Consider the following 23,781-nt stretch of genomic DNA (forward strand, 5'->3'; position numbering starts at 1 on the left):
GGCGTCACTCCGTCTCGATGCGGTTGCGGCCGTTCTCCTTCGCCCGGTAGAGCCGGGCGTCCGCGGCGCGCAGCAGCTCGTCCAGGGTGGTGCCGTCCCTGGGCGCCACCGCGAGCCCCGCGCTGAAGGTGACGTGGAAGGTCTCCCCCGCGTCGCCTTCGAAGGTCATCGCCGACAGCTCCTCGGCGGTGCGGGAGAGGATCTCCTTCGCGCTCTCCGGCGTCTCGCCCAGCAGCGCGACGACGAACTCCTCGCCGCCCCAGCGGGCGCGCAGGTCCTCGCGGCGGAAGCGCGCCCCCAGGAGCCGTCCCAGCCGCATCAGCACGCGGTCCCCCGCGAGGTGGCCGTACTGGTCGTTCACCTTCTTGAAGTGGTCCACGTCCAGGAAGCACAGCGCGAGCGGCCGGTCGCTCCGGCGCGCCTCCGACAGCCGCGTCGCCACCGCCTCCACGAAGGGACGGCGCAGCATCAGTCCCGTGAGCGCGTCTCGCTCCGTGCGCTCGCGCGACAGCCGTGCCCGCTCCAGCCGCGCGTGCACGCGGGCGCGCAGCTCCTCCTTCAGCACGGGCTTGGCCAGGTAGTCATCCGCGCCGGCCTGGAACGCGGCCAGCCGGAACTCCAGCCCCACCTGCGCGGTGATGAGCAGGATGGGCAGATCCTGCCACTCCGGCGTCAGGCGCAGGATGCGGCACAAATCGAACCCACTGGGCCCGGGCATCTGCACGTCCAGGAGCAGCAGGTCCGGGCGGTGCTGCGCGAGCGCGTCCAGCAGGCCGTAGGCGTTCTCCAGCCCCACGACCTCCACGGCGTCGCTCACCAGCGCCTGGGAGAGGGCGCGCACCGCCTCCGGGTCGTCATCCACCACCATCACCTTCGAGCGCTCCAGCCGGCGCGTGGCCACCAGCCGCTCCGCCGCGGTGGCGAAGTCCTGCTGGGTGAAGGGCCGGGGCAGGAACAGCGACGCGCCCGCGTGCGCCGCGCGCACTCGCTCCTGCAGACCTCCGCCCGTGCTGGAGAAGGCCAGCGGCAGGGACTGGTGTCCCTCCATCGCGCGCAGCGCGCTCGCGGTGGCGAGCCCCGCCGCGCCCATGTGCAAGAGCGCCCCGTCCACCCACTGCCGCTCCACCGCGGCGCAGGCCTCCTGGGGCGTGGCGGCCGTCACCACGCGCACCCCTTCACGCTTGCCCATCCGCTTCGCGTCCGCGAGCACGCCCGCGTCCTCGTCCACCACGAGCAGCGTGCCCATGGCGGCGACGACGGCCTCCTCGGACTCCGGCTCCGGGGTCAGCACGGGCAGCGACACCCGGTCCTCCAGCGCGCGGAAGCCCGCGTCCACCTGGGCCCAGTCCAGCGTGCCCCCGGTCTTCACCGGCCGGAGCACGTCCTCCAGCGCGCCCGCCGCGATGCTCACGTCGCGGAAGCCGTAGCTGCCCGCGGTGCCGTGCAGCTTGTGCACGACGCTGTAGGCCTCTTCCATGGCCTCCGCGTCGCCGTGGCGCCCCTTGCCGAGCAGGGCCTGGAGCATGGCCAGCCGCTCCGGCAGCTTCGCGCCGTAGTCCGCGCTCAAGCGCGCCAGGCTGGCCGCGAAGTCGTCCACGGGCTCCGCGTCCTCCGCGTCCAGGGACTCCCGCGGCGGGGGCGGCGGCTGTGCCACCGCGAAGAGCTGCTCCAGCCACACCGCCAGCTCCTCCGGCCGGTAGGGCTTGTGCACCACGCGCGCCACGCCCAGCTGGCGCGTGAGCAGCTCGTGGCTCTTCAGGTCCTTCCAGAAGGCGGACGCGAAGAGCACCGGCAGGTCCGGCTTCGTCTTGCGCAGCTCCCGGATGAAGTCCGCGCCCGTCATGCCCGGCAGCAGGCCGTCCACGATGGCGGCGTCCACCGGCTTGGATTGGAGCACCGCGCGCGCTTCGGCGGCGGTGCGCGCGGGGGTCACCTGGTAGCCCCTGTCCCGCAGGAAGGTGCAGACCAGGGCCTGGAGGTCGCGGTCGTCCTCCAGGAAGAGCAGCGTCTTGTCGTTGCGCGCGGTGCTCATGGCATCGCCTTTCGGGGCTCGGCCGCGGCGTCGCGGCGGGCCAGCAGTCCGTTGAGCAGCTCCCGCACGGAGGCCACCAGCTCCTCCTCGGAAGCGCGGGCCTTCGTCAGGTGACGGGTGATGCCCAGGGTGAGCTGGCGCTGGTCGGTGCGAGACAGCTCGCGGCCGGTGAAGACGATGAGCGGCGTGGCGCGGCCCTTGCCCTGGCGCAGGATGTCCACCACCTCGAAGCCGTCCAGCCGCGGCAGCCCCACGTCCAGCACGATGAGGTCCGGAGGCGTGTCACGCGCGAGCGCCACCGCGCTCTCTCCATCCGCCGCTTCGATGCACAGCGCGCCCAGCCGTTCGAACTGCGCGCACAGCACCCGGCGCGTGGTGGCGTCGTCATCCACCACCAGCACGCGCGCCTGGCCCGGCTGGCGCATGGCGTAGCGCAGTGTCTTCAGCAACCGGGTTTCATCCACCGGCGTGGGCAGCCAGTCCACCAGCAGCGCCGTGCCCGCGTCCTTCGCCCCCGGCTGCGAGCGCCCGGACAGGGCCAGCACGGGCAGGTCGCGCGTGCGCGGCTGTTCCCTCATGCGGCGCACCCAGTCCAGCACGGCGCCGTCCGGCATCCGCGTGTCCACCAGCAGCGCGTCCGGCAGCGCGTGCTCCACCGCCTGCACGGCCTCCGCGAGCGTGGCGGAGCGCACCACCCGGTAGCCTTCGTGCGACAGCAGGCCGCGCAGCAGGGCGGACAGCTCCGTGTCCGCGGTGACGATGAGCACGTTGTGGCGCGACTCGTCCCGGGGCAGCGGCGCGACGGAGGGAGCGCGCAGGGCCTCCAGGGTAAAGTGGAAGGTGGCGCCCTGGCCCGGGGGACTCGACACCTCGATGCGGCCGCCGTGCTGCTCCACGATGGCCTGCGAGATGGCCAGCCCCAGGCCGGTGCCGCCCTTGGAGCGGGTGTCGGACGCGTCCAGCTGCTGGAAGCGGCCGAAGAGGCGGGGAAGATTGTCCTCCGGGATGCCGGAGCCCTGGTCCGTGACGCTGAAGCGCACCTGGCCGTCCACCGTGAAGCCAGCCGCCACCACCACGGAGGCGCCCTGCGGGGAGAACTTGATGGCGTTGGAGACCAGGTTGGTGAGCACCTGGATGAGCCGGTCGCGGTCGCCCTTCACCTGCGGCCCGCCCTCCACGTCCGAGCGCAGGGTGACGTGCGCCGTCTCCGCCATGCCCTGCACGCCCGCGAGCGTGGCCTCCACCAGCTCCTGCGCCGCCTGCGGCTGGAGCTTCAGCTCCAGCATCCCGGACTCCATCTTCTCCAGGTCCAGGATGTCGTTGATGAGGCGGATGAGCCGTTCGGTGTTGGTACGCGCGATGCGCACCATGTCCAGCGCCTGCGAGGGCAGCTCCCCCACGATGCCGTTCTCCAGCAGGCCCAGCGAGCCGCGGATGGAGGTGAGCGGCGTGCGCAGCTCGTGGCTCACGGTGGAGACGAACTCGTTCTTCATCCGCTCCACGGCCTTGCGCTCCGTGAGGTCGCGCACGAAGACGGTGGTGCGCGGCGGGCCGTCCGCGTGCACGCGCGCGAAGGTGAGCTCCGCGGGGAACACGTCGCCGTCCGCGCGCAGGCACGGTGATTCCAGCCGAGCCGCGCCGTCCTCCTGGAGGAGCGCGGCGTGGACGGCTTCCCGCTGCGAGGCCGGCAGCGTCGCGGGCAGCGCCAGCGACATGAAATCCGCCCCCACCGCTCGCGCGGACGGCAGGCGGAAGTGGGTCGCCGCGGAGGGGTTGAACTCCGCGACGCGGCCGGACTCGTCCAGCACCACGATGCCGTCCGGCGACGCCTCCAGGATGGCGGCCTTGCGCGCGTCGCTGGCCCGCGCCTCCGCGCTCGCGGCGGACAGGGCCTGGGTGCGCTCCGCCACGCGCGCCTCCAGCCCCCGGTTGAGCTCCCCCAGCGCCGCGGACGCCCGCGCCAGCCGCACCAGCACGACGAGCACGTAGCCCACGAGCAGCAGGCACACGCCGAAGAGGACGATGCGCGTGCGCTCCGCGCGGGCCTGGGACTGCTCCTGGAGCTGGAGGTAGGTGGTGATGAGGCGCTCGGACTCACCGGTGGCGCCGTGGTCCAGCAGCGCCTGGTAGGACGCGTCCGTGGCGCGCTGGAGCGCCATCAACTCCCGCGTGCGGGCCTCCAGGGCGTCCAGCGCGGCGAGGGCGGGGGCGGGCAGCGGCTGCTTCTCCCGCGCCCGGGCCAGACGCGCGAGTGAGGCCTCCACGCGGACCCCCGACGCCTCTCCCGGAGCGCGCGAGGCGAGCAGCACGTCCACGTCCATCGCCTCCACGTGCGCGCGAGGCGAACCCGGAGGCAGCGCGGCGGCGGTGGCGGCGACGACGCCGGGGAAGGCCTCACGCAGGGCGGCGAGCTGCTGGTCCTTCTCGCGGGCCGCCGCCAGCAGGACGCGCGAGCCCTCCAGCACGCGCAGGTACGTGTCCAGGGACGCGTTGAGCGAGCGCATGCCCTCCGCGGGGAGGAAACCGGGCGCCGTGCGCAGCTGGCGGGCGCGGGCGGCCAGCGCGTCGAAGTCCCGGTCGGAGGAGCCGTGCAACTGCGCCATGCCCACGCGCTGGCGCAGCACGTCCTGTTCCAGCTCCGACGTGGCCACGCGCAGCTGCCGCAGCTGGGTGCGGTAGTGGTCGTGGTCGGCGGTGGAGCCCGGGCGGCCCAGGACGAACAGGGCACACAGCAACACCAGGGCGCCAGCGGCCAGCGCGGCGGAGCGTTTGGACAGGCGGGGTTCCATCAAGGCACCAGGCGGCGGATTTCCTGCGGCAGGGTCATGGGGTCGAACGGCTTGCCGATGACGCCCACCGCGCCCAGCTCCAGGTAGCGCGCCACCTCCTGCTTCTGGACCTTGGCGGTCATGAAGATGATGGGCGTGTTCGCGGTGGCGGGCTGGGCGCGCAACCGGCCGAACGTCGTAGGCCCGTCCATGCCGGGCATCATCACGTCCAGGAGGATGAGGTCGGGGCCCTCCTGGCCCGCCTTCTCCAGGGCCTCCGCGCCAGAGGACGCGAGCACCGTCTTCCACCCCCCCACACGGCTCAGGCTCAGCTGCCCGATGGTGCGGATGTCATCCTCATCGTCCACGAGCAGGACCTTCTCGATTTTCGCCATGGGAGGGGGTGCTCCAGGGAAAAGGGTTTGGATCGCGGTACGGAAGCGGGGGGGGAAGTGGATGTCCGTCAGGCGACGTCGGGCCCGGGTTCGCACTCCGGCAGGTCGAAGGAGAAGCGGGTGCCCTCGCTGGGGGAGGTGCTGAAGCGCAGGGTGCCTCCCATGCGGGCCACCAGCCCGTGGGCGATGCTCAGCCCCAGGCCGGTGCCGGGGCGCTTGCGGGTGTCGGACGCGTCCGCCTGGGCGAACTTCTGGAAGACGCGGGACTGGAAGGCCTCCGGGATGCCGGGGCCGTGGTCCTGCACGCCCACGCGCAGGACGCCGTCCTCGCGGGTGAGGAACAGGGTGACGCGCTCGCCCTGGGGGGAGAACTTGATGGCGTTGGAGAGGAGGTTCGCCAGCACCTGGATGAAGCGGTCCTCGTCCACGCGGGCGCGGGCGTGGGGGAGGTCCACCACGGCCTCCAGGCGCACGCCGTATTCGTCCGCGTAGCCCTGGTGGGCCTGGAGCGCCTGGGCGAGCAGCGGCGCGACCTCCGTGGGCGCCAGGTTCAGGTCCAGCCGGCCGGACTCCATCTTCTCCAGGTCCAGGATGTCGTTGATGAGGCGCAGCAGCCGTTCGCTGTTCTTGTGGGCAATGCCCACCATCTGCGCCACCTGCGCGTCCAGCGGGCCGAGGATGCCGCCGCTGAGCAGCCCCAGCGAGCCGCGGATGGAGGTGAGCGGCGTGCGCAGCTCATGGCTCACGGTGGCGATGAACTCGTTCTTCATCCGCTCCACGCGCTGGCGCTCCTCCTCCAGCGTGCGGGCCTGGGTGACGTCGCGGGCGACGGCGTAGAGCAGCCCCTCCTCCGGGTCCGGCACGGCGTTCCACTGCAGCCAGCGCCAGGTGCCGTCGCGGCAGCGGGCGCGGTGCTCGAACTGGAGGACGGGGATGCCCTCCCGGGCGCGGGACAGGTGCCGCGAGGTGTCTGCGCGGTCCTCCTCCAGCGCCAGGTCCACCAGGGACGTGCTGTAGAGCTCCGCGTCGGAGAAGCCCAGGGTGCGGCTCCAGGCGCGGGACAGGCGCAGGAAGGTGCCGTCCATGGCGGCGATGCAGAGCATGTCCACGGAGACTTCGAAGAAGCGCTCCTGCTGCTCCAGCGCCGCGCGGGCCTCGCGCTCGTCCAGGGCGTTGAGCTCTCCTTCCGCCCAGGCGGCCATGTCCGCGAGCGCGGTGCGGTCCGCGTCCGAGAAGTCCCGGGGCCGCGAGTCGATGAGGCACAGCGTGCCCACGCGGCTGCCGTCCGTAGCGCGCAGGGGGTGGCCCGCGTAGAAGCGGACAAAGGGAGCGCCCAGCACGAACGGGTTGTCGTGGAAGCGCGGGTCCTTCAGCGCGTCCGGCACGATGAAGGTGGAGGGCGAGAGGATGGCGTGGGCGCAGAAGGACAGCTCGCGCGGCGTCTCCGTGCCGTCCAGGCCGATGCGGGCCTTGAACCACTGGCGGTTCTCGTCCACCAGCGAGACGAGCGAAATGGGCACGCGGAACAGGTGCGCCGCGGCGCGCACGATGCGGTCGAAGCGCTCGTGAGCGGGCGTGTCCAACAGACACAGCGAGCGCAGCGCCTGGAGTCGCCGCGGCTCATCCGAGGGCGTCGGGGGAGGAGGCATGGCGTAGCTCCCGTGCTACCCCACTTGTCTGCCATTGGGGAGAGGGCCCCACCCGAAGGCCCGGCCCCGGGTCAGGAGGACGAGCGGGCAGCCATCCTGTTGCAGCCCGAGAGGATTTGTCTGCTCTTGCCGCCTCGCTAACCCGCGCGGCGCTTGCGGGCGGCCCGCGGCTTCTTCCGGGGCGTGGGAGTGGGCGAAGACCCGGGCGCCGTCTTCGGGGGCATGACGGACACCACCGTGCGCACCACGCGGGCCACGGCCTTGAGCTGGCGGGGCTCCAGGTCGCGCAGCGTGCGCACCAGGCGGCGCAGCTCCAGTGAGTCCTCCTGACCTGGCGAGGCCCGGGGCGGCACCGGGGAGGTGCCGGCCCCCACGCCCAGCAGCGCGTCCGCGGACACGGACAGCACGTCGCACAGCCTCCGCAGGGTCTGGGCGCGGGGCAGCATGCGGCCGCGCTCCATGCGGCTGTAGACCTCCATGGCGATGCCCACGCGCTCCGCCACGTCCGCCTGCGTGAGTCCCAAGCGCAGCCGCGCGTCTCGGGCGGCGGCTCCAAACACCGTGTTCAGCTTTTCATTCACCGGGGCAGGCACGCGCAAAACCTTGCATCTCTCCCCAGGGGCGCAAGTTTTCGGGGGCCTTTCGGTCAGCGTTCCCGCAGCGCGAGCGCGCCCTGGATGATGAGGCCCATGGCCTTCAACCCCTCTTCATCCAGGGGCCGCAAGGCGCGCACCAGCCGGCGCAGGGAGGGGGGATCCTCCTCGCGGTCCGCCAGGGCCAGCGTGAGCGCCTCGTCCGGGGGCGAGGGCCCGTCCAACCCCAGCAGCGTGTCCGAGCGGATGCGCAACACCATGCACAACCGGCGCAAGGTGGTGGAGCTGGGCAGCACGCGCCCGCGCTCCATGCGGCTGTAGACCTCCATGGCGATGCCCACCTGGCTGGCGACGTCGCCCTGGGTCATGCCCTGCCGCTCGCGGGCCTGTCGCGCCGCGGTGCCCACCGTGATGGCCAGCTCCTCGTTCATTGCCGCTCACCACCCCTGGCCGGACCGTGTCTCCCATGAAGTCAGGTGTCCGGCATCCTACCTGACACGGCAGCAACACTACCCCAAGGGGCGTGCGCCATGCTATGGACCCTGGAGGTCACTTCCATCCTTGCGCGAATGCATCCTCTCAGCCACGTCCTCCCTCTGGGATTCAACCCCCCACGTCCCGAAGCATCCGGGCTTTCCTTCCACGTAGGAGGCGCCACCCCATGAGCCTAGAGGGAGGACATCCGCTGCTCCTTCAGCCCCAGGAGGTGGTGGGCAGCTTCCGGCTGTTGAAGCGCCTGGCCACGGGGGGCTTCGGCACCGTGTTCCTGGCGGAGACCGGGGGGTTCCAGGTGGCGCTGAAGTTCGCGCTCCAGGGGCCGCAGGACTCCGAGGAGGGTTCGCAGGTGGACGCGCGCACGCTCAAGGAGGTGAGCGTGCTGCACCGCATGACCCATCCCAACGTGGTGGCGTTGCGCGGCTACCACCGCTGGCCGCACCCGCGCACGGGCTACCTGTTCCTGGTCATGGACTACGTGGAGGGTCCCACGCTGTCCGACTGGGCGATGGAGGCGAAGCCCACGGCGCGGCAGGTGGCGCGGCTGTTCGCGGAGCTGGCGCTGACGCTGGACTTCATCCACCGCGCGGGCGTGCGCCACCGCGACATCAAGGGCAGCAACATCATCGTGCGCGCGTCGGACGAGCGGCCGGTGCTGGTGGACTTCGGCTCCAGCGACCACGCCTGCGCCCCGGCCATCACCGACGGTCGGCCGCCGCCGGGCACGCCCAGCTACCGCAGCCCGGAGCTCCTGCGCTACTGGCTGGACAACCCCTACGGCATGTCCCGCTACGACTACCAGCCCACGGACGACCTCTATTCGCTGGGGCTCACGCTCTTCCAGGTGCTCACCGGGGACTTCCCCTATCCCCCGGACCTGCCGGCCGCGGCGCTGCTGGGCGGAATCCAGGCCATCAAGGGGCGAGCCGCGCGTTCGATCAACGCGCGCGTGCCCCGCGCCCTCGATGACATCTGTGGGCGGCTGCTGCGCCAGGAGGCCAGCGAGCGCTACCAGATGGGCGCGGATCTCTACGCCGACCTGAGCGCGGCGCTGGAGCGCGCTCCGGACAGCTGGGACACGCCGCTGTTCAACACGCCGCCGCTCCACGAAGCGGTCACGGAGGAGTCCGACGCGTACTTCGACGGCAACGAGGAGGCCCGCGAGCTGCGACGCTGGACCCGCTCGCAGGAGCGGCGCATCCCCGGCGCCGCGCCCCACTCCAGCGCGCCCACGCCGTCCGTGCCGCCTCCGCCCGGACCGACGCTGGGGCTGGCCGCGCCCCTGCCCCCGCCCATGCCCTGGTGGGTGGCCCGGCGGCTGGCGTGGCGGCGGCGGTGGGAGCGGTGGCTCCGGCGTCTGGGATTGCGCCGGGACAGGTGAACCCGAGGAGTCCCATGGATTCCATCCGACCCTGGACGTTTGACGGCGACAGGGTTTGTGCTACCTGCGGGGTTGAGCGATTCACGCTCCACCTGGGAGGTTGGAAGGCAGGCCATGAAGACGCCCGATACGACGACGGAGGAGAACCCCGGCATGCCCCGCCGGCCGCGCGTGCTGTTCACGGTGGGAGGCACGGCCTTCGAGTTCGTGCGCAAGCTGGAGGTGCGCTCCACCGGAGAGCTGCTGATGCTGGCGCGGCGGCGCTACCGGGGCGGGATGGGTGGCCCGGTGGTCATCAAACGGCTGCGCAACCCGTCCGGCTTCGTGGAGCGGCGGCGGCTGGTGGAGGAGGTGGAGCTGACGTTCCGGCTCAACCACCCAGGCATCGCGAAGGTCTACCACCTGAAGGCGTACCGGGGCGTTCCGCACGTGGTGATGGAGTACGTGGAGGGCCGGTCGCTGGACACGGTGCTCAACCTGGTGGCCATGCGGCGCAAGCCCATGTCCCCGGCCTTCGGTGCGTGGGTCGTCTCCGAGGTGGCGGAGGCGCTGCACCACGCGCACACGCTGCGGGATGAGTGGAACCGGCCGCTGGGCATCGTGCACCGGGACGTGAGCCCCCGGAACCTGCGCCTGGGCGTGCATGGCGAGGTGAAGCTCACGAACTTCACGGCCGCGTTCTCCACGCTGCCGGGGCGGGAGATCACCAGCCGCCCGCTGGTGAAGGGGGACGTGGCGTATGCCTCGCCGGAGGCGCTGCGGCGCGAGCCCCTGGACGCGCGCAGCGACCTGTTCTCGCTGGGGCTGGTGCTGCTGGAGGTGCTGACGGGGACGCACCCGCTGGCGCAGGGGGACACGGCGCCTCCGCCCCCGCCGGACCTGCCGCTGGTGCAGGCGCAGGGGCCCACGTGGATGCCCCTGACGGAGGTCGCGGCGCGGATGGCGCTGGTGGGGCCTGGGGAGGTGGAGCGCATGGCTCGCGACGTGCCGGAGGGACTGCGCGCGGTGGTGGTGCGGGCGCTGCGTCAGGCCCCGGCGGACCGCTTCGGCACGGCGGCGGAGCTGGCTTCCGCGCTGCGGGAGTGGCTGCGGGAGCATGCGCCCGCGTACGGGCGGCAGGCCGCGGCGGAGGAGGTGGCGGAGGCGGCCCGGGAGGCCACCGGCCGGCGCAACCAGGCGGAGCTGCTGGAGGGAGGGCTGCACCCGGAGGAGCTGACCGCGGAGGAGGCCGCGATGGCGTCCGAGGCCACCGTCTCGGAGGGTCCACCGCCGTTCCTTGGGGGGGACGACGTGACGCCGGACCTGAATGACGAGCCCTTGCCCGTGGAGGACCTGGATGAGCTGGCCAGCCCGGACGAGGAGGCCCCGGGAGACGACTTCGACGACGACGACGGCCACCAACCCGTGTGAGCCCGGTACCTGGGACTCGGGTCACCCGAGTCCCCCGGGACCAGCGGGGTACCGAATGGCGGCCATGACTGTCTTTTCCGGACTTCGTGCGAGCCGCAAAACATTGCAGTGTTTGGCAAAGCTTCCGTGAGTTGCTTGATTCCTTTCACTCAGCAACCCACCGCGTCACCCGGCCGGCGCGTTCCTCCAGATGGGGCGCCGAGGGGGGATGACAAATCCTGTCACCCGAGGGTCCGCCGCGACTGACACGCATTCCACCCGCCAGTCAGCGCAAACCCAGACATTGACAGACTTTCACAGGAACCAATAAAAGGCGTGACAGTATTTTCACCCGCTGGCACTGTGAATTGCGTTTCCAGCTGTAGTCCAGACATACGCCGAGGGCCGGGAGGTCCCCCCGGGTCGGCGTAGGCCTGTCCATTCCCTCCATTTTCCATGACGTCCCCCGGCCGTGCTCGCTCCGAGCGCGGCACGGGAAGCGTGTCTCCGGGCTCCGGCCCGGTCACGTGAGGCCGGCGCGTGCCCGCTGCAAGCCATTGACTCTTTTCCTGACTGTCTTTGTCTCCCCAAGGAGTGTCGAGTGAAGCGAACGTCCCCTCGTTGGTTCCGGTCGCGCGGCATGTTGGGCGCGCTCTTGCTGTCCCTGTCTTCCCCGTGGATTGCCGCGTGTAGCTCCGGCTCGAGCGCGCCGGAGCCCTCCGCGCCCGCCGACCAGACGCAGTCCCAGGTCACCGTCTCCATTGGCGCTCAGGACCTCTTCAGCCAGGCCGTGAAGGGTCGCGTCTCCGCCCAGGCCTTCGCCTACAGCGACGTGAAGAGCATCCGCGTCGATGTCTCCGAGCAGGGCACCAACGGCCTCGTCATCTTCAAGAACTTCGACCTCTTCACCTCCGCCGGAGCGTGGACCGGGAAGCTCCCCTTCCTGCCCAAGGCCAAGGCCCTCACCTTCTTTGCCCGTGCACTCGATGCCTCGGGGAATCTCCTCTTCTCCGGCACCCTCGACGCCACGCTGAACCTCGACTTCGAGACCGTCACCATTCCGCTGGCTCCGGCCAACAACAACGCCGTCATCTCCCTCCCTCGCATCCGAAAGATCAGCATCCCCAGTGCCTTCGCCTCTTCGCAGTCGGGCAACATCACCTTCGCGGTGGAAGCAACGAATGGCGAAGTGCTCCGCTACGCCATCACCTCCGCCGTCACCGGCAGCGGCACCTTCTCCCCGCTCAACGGAGCCATCACGCTGCAGAACACCGCGGGCGCCTTCGTCTCCCAGTACACGCCGCCGACGGTGTCTTCCGAAACGGTCTTCAACCACACCGTCACGGTGACCAACCCCGCGGGCCACTCCATCAGCACCACCTTCACCACGAAGGTGAAGCCGCCGGAGACGTCCAACGGCGTCATCGACACGTCCGTCGCCGTCCTCTTCAACCCCGTCATCAACGGCCTCAACGGCCTGCGGGTGCGGGAGACCAGCAACGTCATCTTCACGGCGGACGTGAGTGACGACGGGGCCCAGGAAGCGCTCACCTACGCGTGGAGCTTCACGCCTGCCACGGGCACCACCTTCGACCCCGTGCCCGCGTTCACCGGGGACACCAACCCCTCCACGCTCCAGAACTACACCCCCGCCGTGCAGGGTGACCTGAAGCTCGCCGTGACAGACGGCAACAACGGCACCACCACGCTCACGTACAAGCTCACCCCGGATCAGTTCCCGGACAACCCCGTCGCCGAAGGCCCGCTGGACGGTATCAACAGCATCCGCAACGGCCGGGACCACACGTGCACCCTCTTCAACAACGGCACGGTGCGGTGCTGGGGCTACGGCGCCTTCGGACAGCTGGGCTACGAGAACACCCAGAGCATCGGTGACAACGAGCTGCCCTACACGGCCGGCGAGGTGAAGCTGCTTGGCAAGGCCACGAAGATCGCGATGGGTGGCAACCACTCGTGCGCGCTGATGGACACGGGCCTGGTGCGCTGCTGGGGCCTGAACAACTACGGGCAGCTCGGTTACAACAACACGGCCAACCTGGGTGATGGCGAGCCGGTGGCCAGCTTCGGCTACGTGAACCTGGGCGGCCCGGCCACGCGCATCACCGTGGGCGAGACGCACTCCTGCGCGGTGATGGCCACGGGCAAGGTGCGCTGCTGGGGCCGCAACCAGTACGGACAGCTGGGCTACGGCCACACCAACAACATCGGTGATGACGAGCAGCCCTGGAGCGCGGGTGACGTGGACCTGGGTGGCGTCACGGCCACGGATGTCGTCGCGGGCTCCAACCACACCTGCGCGCTGCTCTCCAACGGCAAGATGCTCTGCTGGGGCTACAACCTGGAGGGCCAGCTCGGCTACACCCACGCCAGCCACATTGGCGACAACGAGGTGCCGGGCAGCCAGACCGCGGTCGAACCGAGCGGTCCGATTGCACAGCTCGCCCTGGGCAACAACCACACCTGCGCCCTGCTGAAGACGGGCACCCTGCGGTGCTGGGGCGCCAATGGCCTGGGCCAGTTGGGCACCGGGCAGGCCGGCGGCAACTTCCTGTTCAAGGATTCCGGCAGCATCGACCTGGGCACCGGCGCCCTGCAGGTCACCGCGGGCGTGAGCCACACCTGCGCCCTGCTCTCCACGGGCAGCGTGCGGTGCTGGGGGCAGGCGAACTTCGGACAGACGGGCTACGGGACCACGACGGCGCGCAACACGCCGGGCCCGGCCGTGGACCTGGACGGAGCCACCGCGTACCAGGTGGCGGCCTCCTCCTCCGGAAACTACACCTGCGCGCTGCTCTCCACGGGCAAGGCGCGGTGCTGGGGCCAGGGCAACTCCGGTCAGCTCGGCTACGGCAACACCAATCACATCGGTGACAACGAGCAGCCCTCCGCCGCGGGCGACATCCAGCTCCTGCCTCCCGCGCCGTAGTCGCCGTCTCCCTCGCGGGCGCCCTCAGGACCGGGCGCCCGCCTGTTTTCGCCTGTCATTCCCTTCGCCTTCAGGAGTCTTCCGTGCAGAGGTCATCCCCTCGTTGGTTCCGTTCGCGCGGCATGTTGGGCGCGCTCTTGCTGTCCCTGTCTTCGCCGTGGATCGCCGCGTGTAGTGCTGGCTCCAGTACACCCGAGCCCTCCGCGCCCGCCGACCAGACGCAGTCCCAGGTCACCGTCTCCATTGGCGCTCAGGACCTCTTCAGCCAGGCCGTGAAGGGTCGCGTCTCCGCCCAGGCCTTCTCCTACAGCGACGTGAAGAGCATCCGCGTCGATGTCTCCGAGCAGGGCGCTGGTGGCCTCGTCATCTTCAAGAACTTCGACCTCTTCACCTCCGCCGGGGCGTGGACCGGGAAGCTCCCCTTCCTCCCCAAGGCCAAGGCCCTCACGTTCTTCGCCCGCGCGCTCGATGCCTCCGGGAATCTTCTGTTCTCCGGCTCGCTCGACGCCACGCTGAACCTCGACTTCGAGACCGTCACCATCCCGCTGGCCCCGGCCAACAACAACGCGGTCATCTCCCTGCCGCGCATCCGCAAAATCAGCATCCCCAGCGCCTTCGCCTCTTCGCAGTCCGGCAACATCACCTTCGCGGTGGAGGCCACCAACGGTGAGGCGCTGCGCTACGCCATCACCTCCGCTGTCACGGGCAGCGGCACCTTCTCTCCGCTCAATGGCTCCATCACGCTGCTGAACACCGCGGGTGCCTTCGTCTCCCAGTACACGCCCCCCACCGTGAGCACGGAGACGGTCTTCAACCACACCGTCACCGTGACCAACCCCGCGGGCCACTCCATCAGCACCACCTTCACCACGAAGGTGAAGCCCCCGGAGACGTCCAACGGCGTCATCGACACCTCCGTCGCCGTGCTCTTCAACCCCGTCATCAACGGCCTCAACGGCCTGCGGGTGCGCGACACGCAGAACGTCATCTTCACGGCGGACGTGAGTGACGACGGTGCCCAGGAAGCGCTCACCTACGCGTGGAGCTTCACGCCCGCTACGGGCACCACCTTCGACCCCGCGCCCGCGTTCACCGGGGACACCAACCCCTCCACGCTCCAGAACTACACCACCGCCGTGCAGGGTGACCTGAAGCTCGCCGTGACAGACGGCAACAACGGCACCACCACGCTCACGTACAAGCTCACCCCGGATCAGTTCCCGGACAACCCTGTCGCCGAAGGGCCCCTCGACGGCACCAACGCCATCCGCGGCGGCAGCAATCACACCTGCGCGATGCTGAATGACGGCACGGTGCGGTGCTGGGGCTACGGCAACTTCGGCCAGCTGGGCTACGCAAGCACCAACAACTGGGGTGATACCCAGCCGCGGCTGCCGTATCTGGCGGGCCCGGTGGGCATCCTGGGCAAGGCCACCAAGCTGGCCACGGGCGGTGACCACTCCTGCGCCCTGCTGGACACGGGCCTGGTGCGCTGCTGGGGACGCAACGACTTCGGTCAGCTCGGTTACAACACCACGCAGAACCTGGGCGACGGCGAGGCCGTGACCGAGTTCGGCTATGTCAACCTGGGCGGGCCCGCCATCCGCATCGCGGCTGGCAAGGACCACACCTGCGCGGTGATGGCCACCGGCAAGGTCCGCTGCTGGGGACGCAACAACGCGGGCCAGCTGGGCTACGGCAACACGGACAACATCGGCGACAACGAGCAGCCCTGGAGCGCGGGTGACGTCGACCTGGGCGACAACACCGCCACCGACGTCGTCACAGGCGAAGAGCACACCTGTGCACTGCTCTCCACCGGCAAGGTGCTGTGCTGGGGCCTCAACACCTTCGGGCAGCTCGGCTACACGCACCTCCAGACCGTGGGCCTCTCCAACAAGCCCAGCAGCCAGACGCCGGTGGAGCCCACGGGACTTGTGGCCCAGCTCGGCGCGGGCCACAACTTCACTTGTGCGCTGCTTCGCTCCGGCTCCGTCATCTGCTGGGGCAGCGCCACCAACGGCAAGCTGGGAGGAGATAGCCCCACCTACGATTACTACTCCTCCTGCGCTGACTACTCCGGCTGGTGCACGTTCCGGAGGCTCCCTGGCCCGGGCGTGCAGAACGCCACGTCCGCGGTGAACTTCGGCGGAGTCACCGCCCTGCAGGTGTCCGTGGGCTCGGAGCACGCGTGCGCATTGCTCTCCACCGGCACCGTGCGGTGCTGGGGCCTCAACAACTACGGACAGCTCGGATACGGCAACACCACGAGTTTGGGCACTCCGGGCGGCGCGGTGGACCTGGACGGCGCGACGGCCTACCAGATCAGTGCCTCCTCCGGAAATCACACCTGCGCGCTGCTCTCCACGGGCAAGGCGCGCTGCTGGGGCCGGGGCACCTACGGTCAGCTCGGCTACGGCAACACCAACCACATCGGTGACAACGAGCTGCCCTTCGGCGACGTCCAGCTCCTGCCTCCCACGCCGTAGTTCCTGAGCACTCGCGGGCGCCTGGCACACACCGGGCGCCCGCTTCGCCGTCTTCCCGTGTGAGCCATGACGAAGCCTGCCGCCGCCCTCACGTTCCTGCTGTTGTGCACCGCCGCCGCGTGCACCGCTCCGTCGTCCACGGGTGACACACCTCTGGAGCCCACATCCGCGGTGACGTTCAACATCACGGCGGACAGCACCGGCTCCCAATCCCAGACCCGGCGCGCGCTGGGCTTCTCCTTCGCGGACGTGACCCGCATCCGCATCGACGTGGAGGACGCGGCCAGCCACAGCGCGCTGTTCTCCAACTTCGACCTGGTGCCCTCCCCCTCCGGGTGGTCCGGCACCATGCCGTCCCTGCCGCGCCATCAATCCCTCACCTTCATCGCGCGGGCCTACGACGGGAACAGCGCGCTCCTCTTCCAGGGCAGCACCACGCAGACGCTCATCGCGGACCGGGAGTCCGTGGCCATCACGCTGGCGCCCACCAACGACGGCGCGCCCATCACCCTGCCGCGCATCCCCCGCATCCAGCTCCCCGGTGAGCTCGTCTTCGGCCAGCCCGCCACCGTCACCTTCTTCGTCGAGGCCACCTCCGGCGAGTCCCTCACCTTCGCCCTCACCGCCGCGAACGACGGCGGCGCCTTCGTGCCCTCCAGCGGGACGTTCACGCTCACCGGGACCTCCGGCGCCTTCGTCGCCCGCTACCTGCCGCCCTTCGGCATCCCCAGCCCCACGGACTACACGCACTCGCTCACCGTCACGAACCCGGCGGGGCACTCGGTCAGCACCACGTTCGTGACGCGCGTCCTTCCCGCGGATCAATCCACGGACTCGCTGGGCACCACCGTGCGCATCCTCTTCGCGCCCGTCATCCAGGGGCTGGCCGCGTCCCGCCTCGCGGGCACCTCCGAGGTCGCGTGGTCCGCCACCGTGTCGGATGATCAACCCGCCCGCACGCTCGACTACGCGTGGAACTTCATCCCGGACGCGCCCGTGACGCCCGCTCCGGGCTTCACCACCCAGGCCAACCCCACCGTCCTCCAGCATTACGCACCCTCGCTCCAGGGCCGGCTGTCCCTCCAGGTCACCGACGCCGCCGGGGCCCGCACCACCGCCACCTACCGCCTGGGCGCGCAGCAGTTCCCCGACGCTCCCGTGCAGACCGGCGGCCCCACCGACGTCGCCCAGCTCCGCGCTGGGGACAGCCACACCTGCGCCCTGCTCAACGACGGCTCCGTGCGCTGCTTCGGCAGCGGCGCGCAGGGCCGGCTCGGCTACACCGGTACCGCCAACGTCGGCGACGACGAGACGCCCGCGTCGAAGGGCCCCGTGCCCCTCGCTCCCAGCGAGAAGGCCGTGCAGCTGGCCACCGGCCTGGGCCACACCTGCGCCCTGCTCTCCACCGGGCGCGTGCGCTGCTGGGGCGCCAATGCCTCCGGACAGCTCGGCCTGGGCCATACGCGCACCATCGGCGACGACGAACCCATCGCCAGCGTGGGCACCGTCGACCTGGGCGGCGCACGCGCGCTGCGCATCACCGCGGGCGACCGCCACACCTGCGCGCTCCTCTCCTCCGGCCACGTGCGCTGCTGGGGCGACAACACCCACGGACAGCTGGGCCTGGGCCACACCGACACCCTGGGCGACAACGAGCCTCCGCCCACCACCGACGTCCCCGTCGGCGCTCCCGTGCAGGACCTGGTCGCGGGCGGCGACCACACCTGCGCCCTGCTCTTCTCCGGCCGCCCACGTTGCTGGGGCGCCAACGCCTACGGACAACTGGGTTACAACCGTGATGATGATGTCGGTGACACCGAGTTGCCGTCGTCAGCGGGTGACGTGGACGTGGGCGGCACCGCCGTGCAGCTGGCCCTGGGCACGAACCACACCTGCGCCCTGCTGGACACCGGCGCCCTGCGCTGCTGGGGCGCCAACGCCTACGGACAGGTGGGCAACGGCAACCCCGACTACGCCACGCCCCTTACCGCCGTGACGTTGGGCTCGGGCCTCCGCGCCGTCCAGGTCGCAGCCGGTGCGCAGCACACCTGCGCCCTGCTCGAGTCCGGCCAACTCCAGTGCTGGGGCAACGGCGCCCGGGGACGGCTGGGATACGCCAACACTCGTTCCCTCTCCGCTCCCGGCACCGCGTTCATCGACGTGGGCGGCGCTCCCGCCACCTCCGTCACCGCGGGCGGCCAGCACACGTGCGCAGTGCTCTCCTCCGGCCGTGCGCTGTGCTGGGGCTTCAACACCTCCGGACAGCTCGGCTACGGCCACATGCGCGCCATCGGCGATGACGAGGCACCCGCGCTCGCCGGGGGCATCCTCCTCGTGTCGCCCTGACACCGCGCACGGGAGGGCCCTGATGCCTTGCGGCCTGCCCTCCAGGCCCGGGCGGGCGCTTCCGGAGCGGGGTGCCGGACACAGGGGGCGATGACGTGACGCAGGAGCTGAATGAGGAGCACCTGCCCGTGGAACGGCCCCCCGCGCGCGTGGACCGGAAGCGGAGCTTCCAGGCCTGTGATTCCTTCTGGTCTGGTAGTTTCTCGGGCGGAGGCCGTCCCGCTTGCCCTTCTCCTTCTCCGCGTTGAACCTGCCCCTGGTGCTTGGGGGACTGCTTCTCTTCACGGCGGCCCAGGCTCAGTCAGCATCATCTGTTCGCGAGCGCAGGGATAGGCGGGTTGTGCTCCCTCGCCCTGGTGAGCCCATCCTGGAGGTTCCAGTCGCGGCGGGCATCCTGACGACCCTCGTCCTCGATTCGGCGCTGGACCGGGCCTCCATGGAACTGGAGGGCCGCACTCGCTTCAAGCTCGTAGACGTGGGCGAGCGCTCCATCAACCTGGAGCCGGTGGTGGAGCTGGGCGCGGGTGAGCATCTGATGCTCCGCGTGCGCTTCGCGGATGGAGCCTTCCCCGAGCATGCGGTCTTCGCTCTCGTGTCTCACCCAGCCGTGGTGGACACCCGCGTGGAAGTATCCCGTCGTCCACTGGCCCCCGAGGCGCTTCAGGCGGAGTTGTCCGAGGTGCGCGCCCAGCTTGCGGCGAAGGAGGCCGAGCTTGCCGCACTCCGTGCACGCGGCGATGCGGGTAGCCCTGCGGCTCTCGCTCTGGCGGGGCTTCTCGGCGCGGACGGGGTATCGGCCAGGAACGTTGGCCTTCAGCCCGAGACGGAGATGCAGTCCTCACTGCGTGTCATGGACGGCCTCAGCCTTCGCGCGTCTGCCTGGAGAGTGGTGTCCGTGGAGGTGAAGAACTACGGAAAGACACCTTGGACGCCCACGGAAGCGCGTCTCACCCATTCAACGGGCGGTGTGCCGGTGCAGGTGCTCGGCGTTCACATGAAGCAGCCGCAGATTGGGCCCGGAGAGGTTGGCACCGTTGTGGTGGAGACGAAGGTGCCTGCCTGGGATGCGGGTACGTTGTTCCGCTTGGAGTTGGTGGATGCCACGGGCACGCGTCCTCTTCTCGTTCCATCTGTCGCGCTGTAGAGGTTGGTCATGTTGACGGTCATTCACCACCCCGCGCAGCTCCCGCCCGGGTACATGATTCACGGCTGGCGCGTGGTGAAGCTGCTGGGCGCGGGCACCTATGGTGCCGTCTATCGCGTGGAGATGAACGGCCGCCACTTCGCGATGAAGATCGCGATGCACCGGCCCGGGAGCGGCGACGCGGAGCAGGCGGACGCACGGTTGAAGCGTGAGCTGGGCTGCCTCGTTCACCTGACGCACCCGAACATCGTCGGCGTGCACGGTCACGGTCGCTTCCCGGACTTCGAAACAGGGTGGCTCTACGTTCTGCTCACCTTCGTAGAGGGCTACACCCTGGCGGAGTGGGTGGAGCGGGTGCACCCCACGGCCCAGGAGGTGGTCCGCGTCTTCGAGAAGCTCGCGGGCGCCATGGACTACATGCACGGGCGCGGCGTCTTCCACCGCGACTTGAAGCTCGCCAACATCATGGTGCGCGCCAAGGACGGCGAGCCCGCCATCCTCGACTTCAGCGCAGGCGACTACACGCACGCCGAGGATTTGACGGATGCGCCCCTGCCGCCCGGCACCCGGCGCTATCGCTCGCCCGAGGCTGCGCGCTTCTTCAAGGAGCATGGAGACGAGCGGGGCGCGCGCTATGAGTTCAAGGTGACGGATGACGTCTACGCGCTGGGCGTCTGCCTTTATGACGTGCTGACGACGGCGGAGCCCGCGAGCGGTTCCCCGAAGGCGGCCGTGGAGGGACGCTGGGTGCCCAGGTCCGCCCGGGAGTTGAACGCGCGGGTGCCGGCGGGACTCAGTGACGTGGCGATGCGCTTCATCGCGCGCGAGCCCGAGCAGCGCCCCCCCACGGCGGAGGTGATGCGCCGCGAGTTGGCGGCCCTCGCGGGCGAAGCGGGACCGGAATGGACCGTTCCCGTCCACGTCCCCTCCTTGAAGCCCCCTACCGCTCCCGCCTCCAACACGGATGAGGAAACGCCCCCCGCCCGCCGCGTGAGGCGGGCCCGCGCCGTGGATGCCGGAGTGGCGCTCCTCGTCGTGGCGGCCGTGGCGGGGGCCTTCATGTGGCTGCGTCCTGCGTCGCATTCTGTCTCCAGTGAGGACGTTGAGCATCCGCCCGCGCCCACTTCGCCTGGGGATGCGGGAGTTGCCTCCCTCGTTCCAGGACCCATGTCCCTCCAGGATGCGGGCCCCTCGCCTGACGCGGGCGACATGCTGGCTGCGTCGTCCCCTGGGGTAGCTTTGCCCCCACTCGATTCTGTCCGGAAGGAAAGCTCCGCCGTGAAGCGTGCTCCCATCGTCGCAAGCCCGTCCAAGAAGGACTCCACCTCCAGCACCAGGGCGGAGTTCCTCGCGAAGTGTGCTGCGGCGAGCGCCGCCGTCGCCCTGCAACTCGGCTGCCCTAGCAGCTCCCAGGTGCGTCCTGAATCAGGAGCGTGCCCCGAGGAAGCACGCAACGCCATGTTCCGAGGAACTGGAAATGGAGGGCTCGATCTGATGCCGAACCGTTCTTCTGTGCAGGTCACCATCGACAGGAGCCAGCCGGGCGATCCTGGTGATTTGGGGGTCTTCAGGGATGGCCCCGTGACAGGCGTTGTCTTCAAGGGCAATCGCACCATCCCCAAGGGAACGGTGTTCTCCGGCCGGTTGTGGACGGGAGACGGGACGTTCCTGCTGGCCCGCTACACCGAAGCGCACCTCCCGGACGGACGCACGCTGCCGGTGTGCTTTGCCATTGGGGATGAGGGCCCCGAGGGAGCTTGGGAGGGCTCCAAGCCGGGGGCAGTTGTCTACTCTCGTGTCGGGTATGCCTATTCCATGGACCGCTGGCCCTGAGTCTGGAACGTAAAGACTCGTTGCGTTTCCGTCGCTGCGGAGGCCATTCCGGGGATAGCAGGGAAATTCGAACTAGATGACCCGTAGCGTCGTTCACGCGTGGAGGCAGCCGGAGGTAGCTTTCCGTCTGCCTTTGCGCGGCTCCCTCGCGCGGGCATTCAGGAGCCCCCTTCATGTCCAGTGGTGCTGACTCCCGGCTCGCCGGGGGCACGGTCCTCTTTTCCCACGCGGGAACCGCTTACGAGTTCTTCCAGGAGCTGGGCATTGGCCGCAATGGCGAGCGAGTCCTCTTCGCCCGGCCCCGAACGCCCTCCGGCTACAGGGGGAAGGTCCTCGTGAAGTGCGTGCCCCTGCCGGAAGGGGCCGCGCCGGAGAAGTTCCAGCGGGCGCGGGCGCGGCTGGAAGAGGAGGTGCGGCTGGCGCAATTCCTCCAGCACCCCAACATCGCCCGCGTCCATGGCCTCTTCGAGATGAAGTTTGGAGAGGCACGAGGCCTGGGCGCCGTCATGGAGTGCGTGGAAGGCTTCAGCCTGGACACCCTCCTCACCATCGCTCAGCTGCGCGGGCGCTACTTCTCCGAGGCCTTCGTCCTCTACGTGGGCGCGGAGGTGGCGGCGGCCCTTGCGCATGCACACACCCGCACGGACGACGCGGGCAACTCGCTGGGCATCGTCAACCGGGACATCAACCCCGGTTGCATCCGCCTGCGGCCTGGTGGGGGCGTGGTGCTGACGGACTTCGGCGTCGCTTGCTCCAGTCTGCAAGGGCGCCTCGCTACGACGCTGCCGCGTCCTCCAGGAGAAGTCATCTACGCTTCACCCGAGGCGCTGGTGGGGGCGGTGACGGATGCGAGAAGCGACCTCTTCTCCCTGGGGCTGGTGCTGCTGGAGTTCGCCACGGGGCGACACCTCTACTACCCGGGGAATCTCAAGGTGGAGGACGAGTCCCCTCGGCTCTCGCGGGAGCAGAGCCAACGCGTGCTCGCGGCCATGACCACGACAATGGACATGAACCTGCCGCCCTTCGTGGAGGACGCCGTCCAACGCGCCATGGTGTTCAGCGGGAAGGACGTGAAGGAGGCCGCGTTCGGGCTGTCCACCTCGCCGCGCTCCGTCTTCCTCCGGCTGCTGTGCCGCGAGCCCGCGTCTCGCTACCCGACAGCGGCGGCGCTGGAGCTGGAGTTGCGCGGGCAGCTCGCGCGGCTGGGGCCGTACAGCGCGGCGGATGCGGTGAAGGAAGTAGAGACCGCCCTCTTTGAAGGCGGCGAGGCCCTGGAGGAGCTGAATCTGCTGGAGGACGAGGGCGGCATCGTCCCGGCCTTTCCGTCGCTGAGTCAGGACGCCATCCGCACGGAGCCGCACCCGCTGCGCAGCGCGGACGAGACGACGACAGAGCCGGGACCGGGCGCCTTGCGCCTGCCACGGCATTAACAGTCGCTGGCTCGACGCAGCCGACCTTCCCCCTGTGTGGCAGCGCTGGGCCCGCGGGTGCCGGGCTGAATGTCAGACGTGTGTCCTTTGCTCTCCTCGGAGGTGTCACGCCCAGGGGGCGTGGATGCGAATGACACGAAGTTGCTCTCCCCCACGCCGCAGGGGACGCCGCGGCCGGGGGCCTTCGCCTCGGTGGGCCTGGGGGTGGACCATGCGCGCTGATGCCCTCTTGCTGGCCCTGGTGCTGATGGCCATGGGATGCGCCTCCGTGCCGCAAGCGCATGGGCGTGGCCGAAGCTTGAGCCATGCGCCGCGAGAGGACTCCTCGCCCGCCTGGGTGGAGGCTCCGAACGACGAGCCCCCGCGCGCATGGAACGCTCTCCCCCGCGTCCTCTCCGGGTCTGAGCAACGGCTCCTGCGCCGCCAGCAGCCGCGTGACGACGTGACCGCCGTGGGAGACGGCGCTGTCGGGGGCGGGGCCCGGAGCAATGCATTGACGCGGCAGGCAGTCCTCGACGCGACGAAAGACGTGAAGGGCTCCCTGTCCCGCGTCGAGGCCGCGTTCACCCAGTTGGCGGCCCGTCCTCCGGACCTCTGGGGCTTCAGCCTCACCGGCGTCTTCACGCGCTACCTCGACCAGGGCTCCAAGCAGGTGACGTGGCTTCATGGCGCGCTTGGGAGCGCCACCGCGTTGACGGAGGCGGCCTCGGAAGTTGGCGACACTGACATGGAGTTGGGCCTGCTGCGCATGACGGGGCCAAAGCTCCAGGCGGCTCAGTTCGGGACGCTCCTGCTGGCCACCTGGGTGGACTTCCTCCACCTCGCGGACGCCATTCTCAGAAACTGCCCCATGTGCAGCGCCGAGAAGCTCTTCGTGGACCTTCATCGCG

Annotated in this window: 14 protein-coding genes and 1 pseudogene; 9 read left to right on the top strand and 6 right to left on the bottom strand. The window is 70.1% G+C overall.

From position 1 onward, the window contains the following. Nucleotides 1–4: 4 nt before the first annotated feature. From D7V77_RS06970 to D7V77_RS06995, 6 genes are all read right to left on the bottom strand, one after another. On the bottom strand, nt 5–2,032 hold the full coding sequence (locus tag D7V77_RS06970; protein ID WP_120575484.1) for a response regulator: 2,028 nt from the start codon (nt 2,030–2,032) through the stop codon (nt 5–7). Next, nucleotides 2,029–4,821 carry an ATP-binding protein gene (locus D7V77_RS06975; RefSeq protein ID WP_120575485.1) on the bottom strand — a complete coding sequence of 931 codons (2,793 nt, stop codon included), beginning with the start codon at nt 4,819–4,821 and terminating at the stop codon, nt 2,029–2,031. Before D7V77_RS06975 ends, D7V77_RS06970 begins: the two co-directional genes overlap by 4 nt. Further along, nucleotides 4,821–5,195 carry a response regulator gene (locus tag D7V77_RS06980; RefSeq protein WP_014400722.1) on the bottom strand — a complete coding sequence of 125 codons (375 nt, stop codon included), beginning with the start codon at nt 5,193–5,195 and terminating at the stop codon, nt 4,821–4,823. Before D7V77_RS06980 ends, D7V77_RS06975 begins: the two co-directional genes overlap by 1 nt. Before the next feature lie 68 nt (nt 5,196–5,263). After that, nucleotides 5,264–6,844 carry an ATP-binding protein gene (locus tag D7V77_RS06985; RefSeq protein WP_120575486.1) on the bottom strand — a complete coding sequence of 527 codons (1,581 nt, stop codon included), beginning with the start codon at nt 6,842–6,844 and terminating at the stop codon, nt 5,264–5,266. Nucleotides 6,845–6,981: 137 nt separating this feature from the next. Then, a complete protein-coding gene (locus tag D7V77_RS06990) occupies nt 6,982–7,437 on the bottom strand; it encodes a helix-turn-helix domain-containing protein (protein ID WP_233596734.1) in 456 nt (151 codons plus the stop codon). A gap of 53 nt (nt 7,438–7,490) precedes the next feature. Continuing rightward, nucleotides 7,491–7,868 (bottom strand): helix-turn-helix domain-containing protein, encoded by a 378-nt coding sequence (locus D7V77_RS06995; protein ID WP_120575488.1) that lies wholly within the window; start codon nt 7,866–7,868, stop codon nt 7,491–7,493. Between the two features lie 230 nt (nt 7,869–8,098). On the opposite strand from D7V77_RS06995, the gene D7V77_RS07000 reads away from it, so the two are divergent. The 9 genes and pseudogenes from D7V77_RS07000 to D7V77_RS07040 all read left to right on the top strand — a co-directional run. Next, nucleotides 8,099–9,313, top strand: coding sequence for a serine/threonine-protein kinase (locus tag D7V77_RS07000; RefSeq protein WP_120575489.1), 1,215 nt, complete (start codon nt 8,099–8,101; stop codon nt 9,311–9,313). Nucleotides 9,314–9,427: 114 nt separating this feature from the next. Further along, nucleotides 9,428–10,723 (top strand): serine/threonine-protein kinase, encoded by a 1,296-nt coding sequence (locus D7V77_RS07005; protein ID WP_120575490.1) that lies wholly within the window; start codon nt 9,428–9,430, stop codon nt 10,721–10,723. A 580-nt stretch (nt 10,724–11,303) separates the two neighbouring features. Then, nucleotides 11,304–13,649 carry an RTX toxin gene (locus D7V77_RS07010; RefSeq protein ID WP_233596735.1) on the top strand — a complete coding sequence of 782 codons (2,346 nt, stop codon included), beginning with the start codon at nt 11,304–11,306 and terminating at the stop codon, nt 13,647–13,649. An 83-nt stretch (nt 13,650–13,732) separates the two neighbouring features. Then, complete coding sequence (locus D7V77_RS07015) at nt 13,733–16,138, top strand: RTX toxin (RefSeq protein WP_233596736.1); 2,406 nt, start codon at nt 13,733–13,735, stop codon at nt 16,136–16,138. 66 nt (nt 16,139–16,204) lie between these two features. Then, nucleotides 16,205–18,484, top strand: a complete 2,280-nt coding sequence (locus D7V77_RS07020) for an RTX toxin (RefSeq protein WP_120575493.1) — start codon at nt 16,205–16,207, stop codon at nt 18,482–18,484. A gap of 259 nt (nt 18,485–18,743) precedes the next feature. Continuing rightward, nucleotides 18,744–19,628 carry a DUF2381 family protein gene (locus D7V77_RS07025; RefSeq protein WP_233596738.1) on the top strand — a complete coding sequence of 295 codons (885 nt, stop codon included), beginning with the start codon at nt 18,744–18,746 and terminating at the stop codon, nt 19,626–19,628. 9 nt (nt 19,629–19,637) lie between these two features. After that, a complete protein-coding gene (locus D7V77_RS07030) occupies nt 19,638–21,461 on the top strand; it encodes a serine/threonine-protein kinase (RefSeq protein WP_233596737.1) in 1,824 nt (607 codons plus the stop codon). A 173-nt stretch (nt 21,462–21,634) separates the two neighbouring features. Further along, nucleotides 21,635–22,891 carry a protein kinase gene (locus D7V77_RS07035; protein WP_120575494.1) on the top strand — a complete coding sequence of 419 codons (1,257 nt, stop codon included), beginning with the start codon at nt 21,635–21,637 and terminating at the stop codon, nt 22,889–22,891. Nucleotides 22,892–23,102: 211 nt separating this feature from the next. Further along, nucleotides 23,103–23,781 (top strand): annotated as a pseudogene (locus tag D7V77_RS07040) (DUF2380 domain-containing protein); the annotation flags it as partial.

Origin of the sequence: Corallococcus sp. CA041A, assembly GCF_003612075.1 — a bacterium.
In the GTDB taxonomy this organism is placed as follows: domain Bacteria; phylum Myxococcota; class Myxococcia; order Myxococcales; family Myxococcaceae; genus Corallococcus; species Corallococcus exiguus.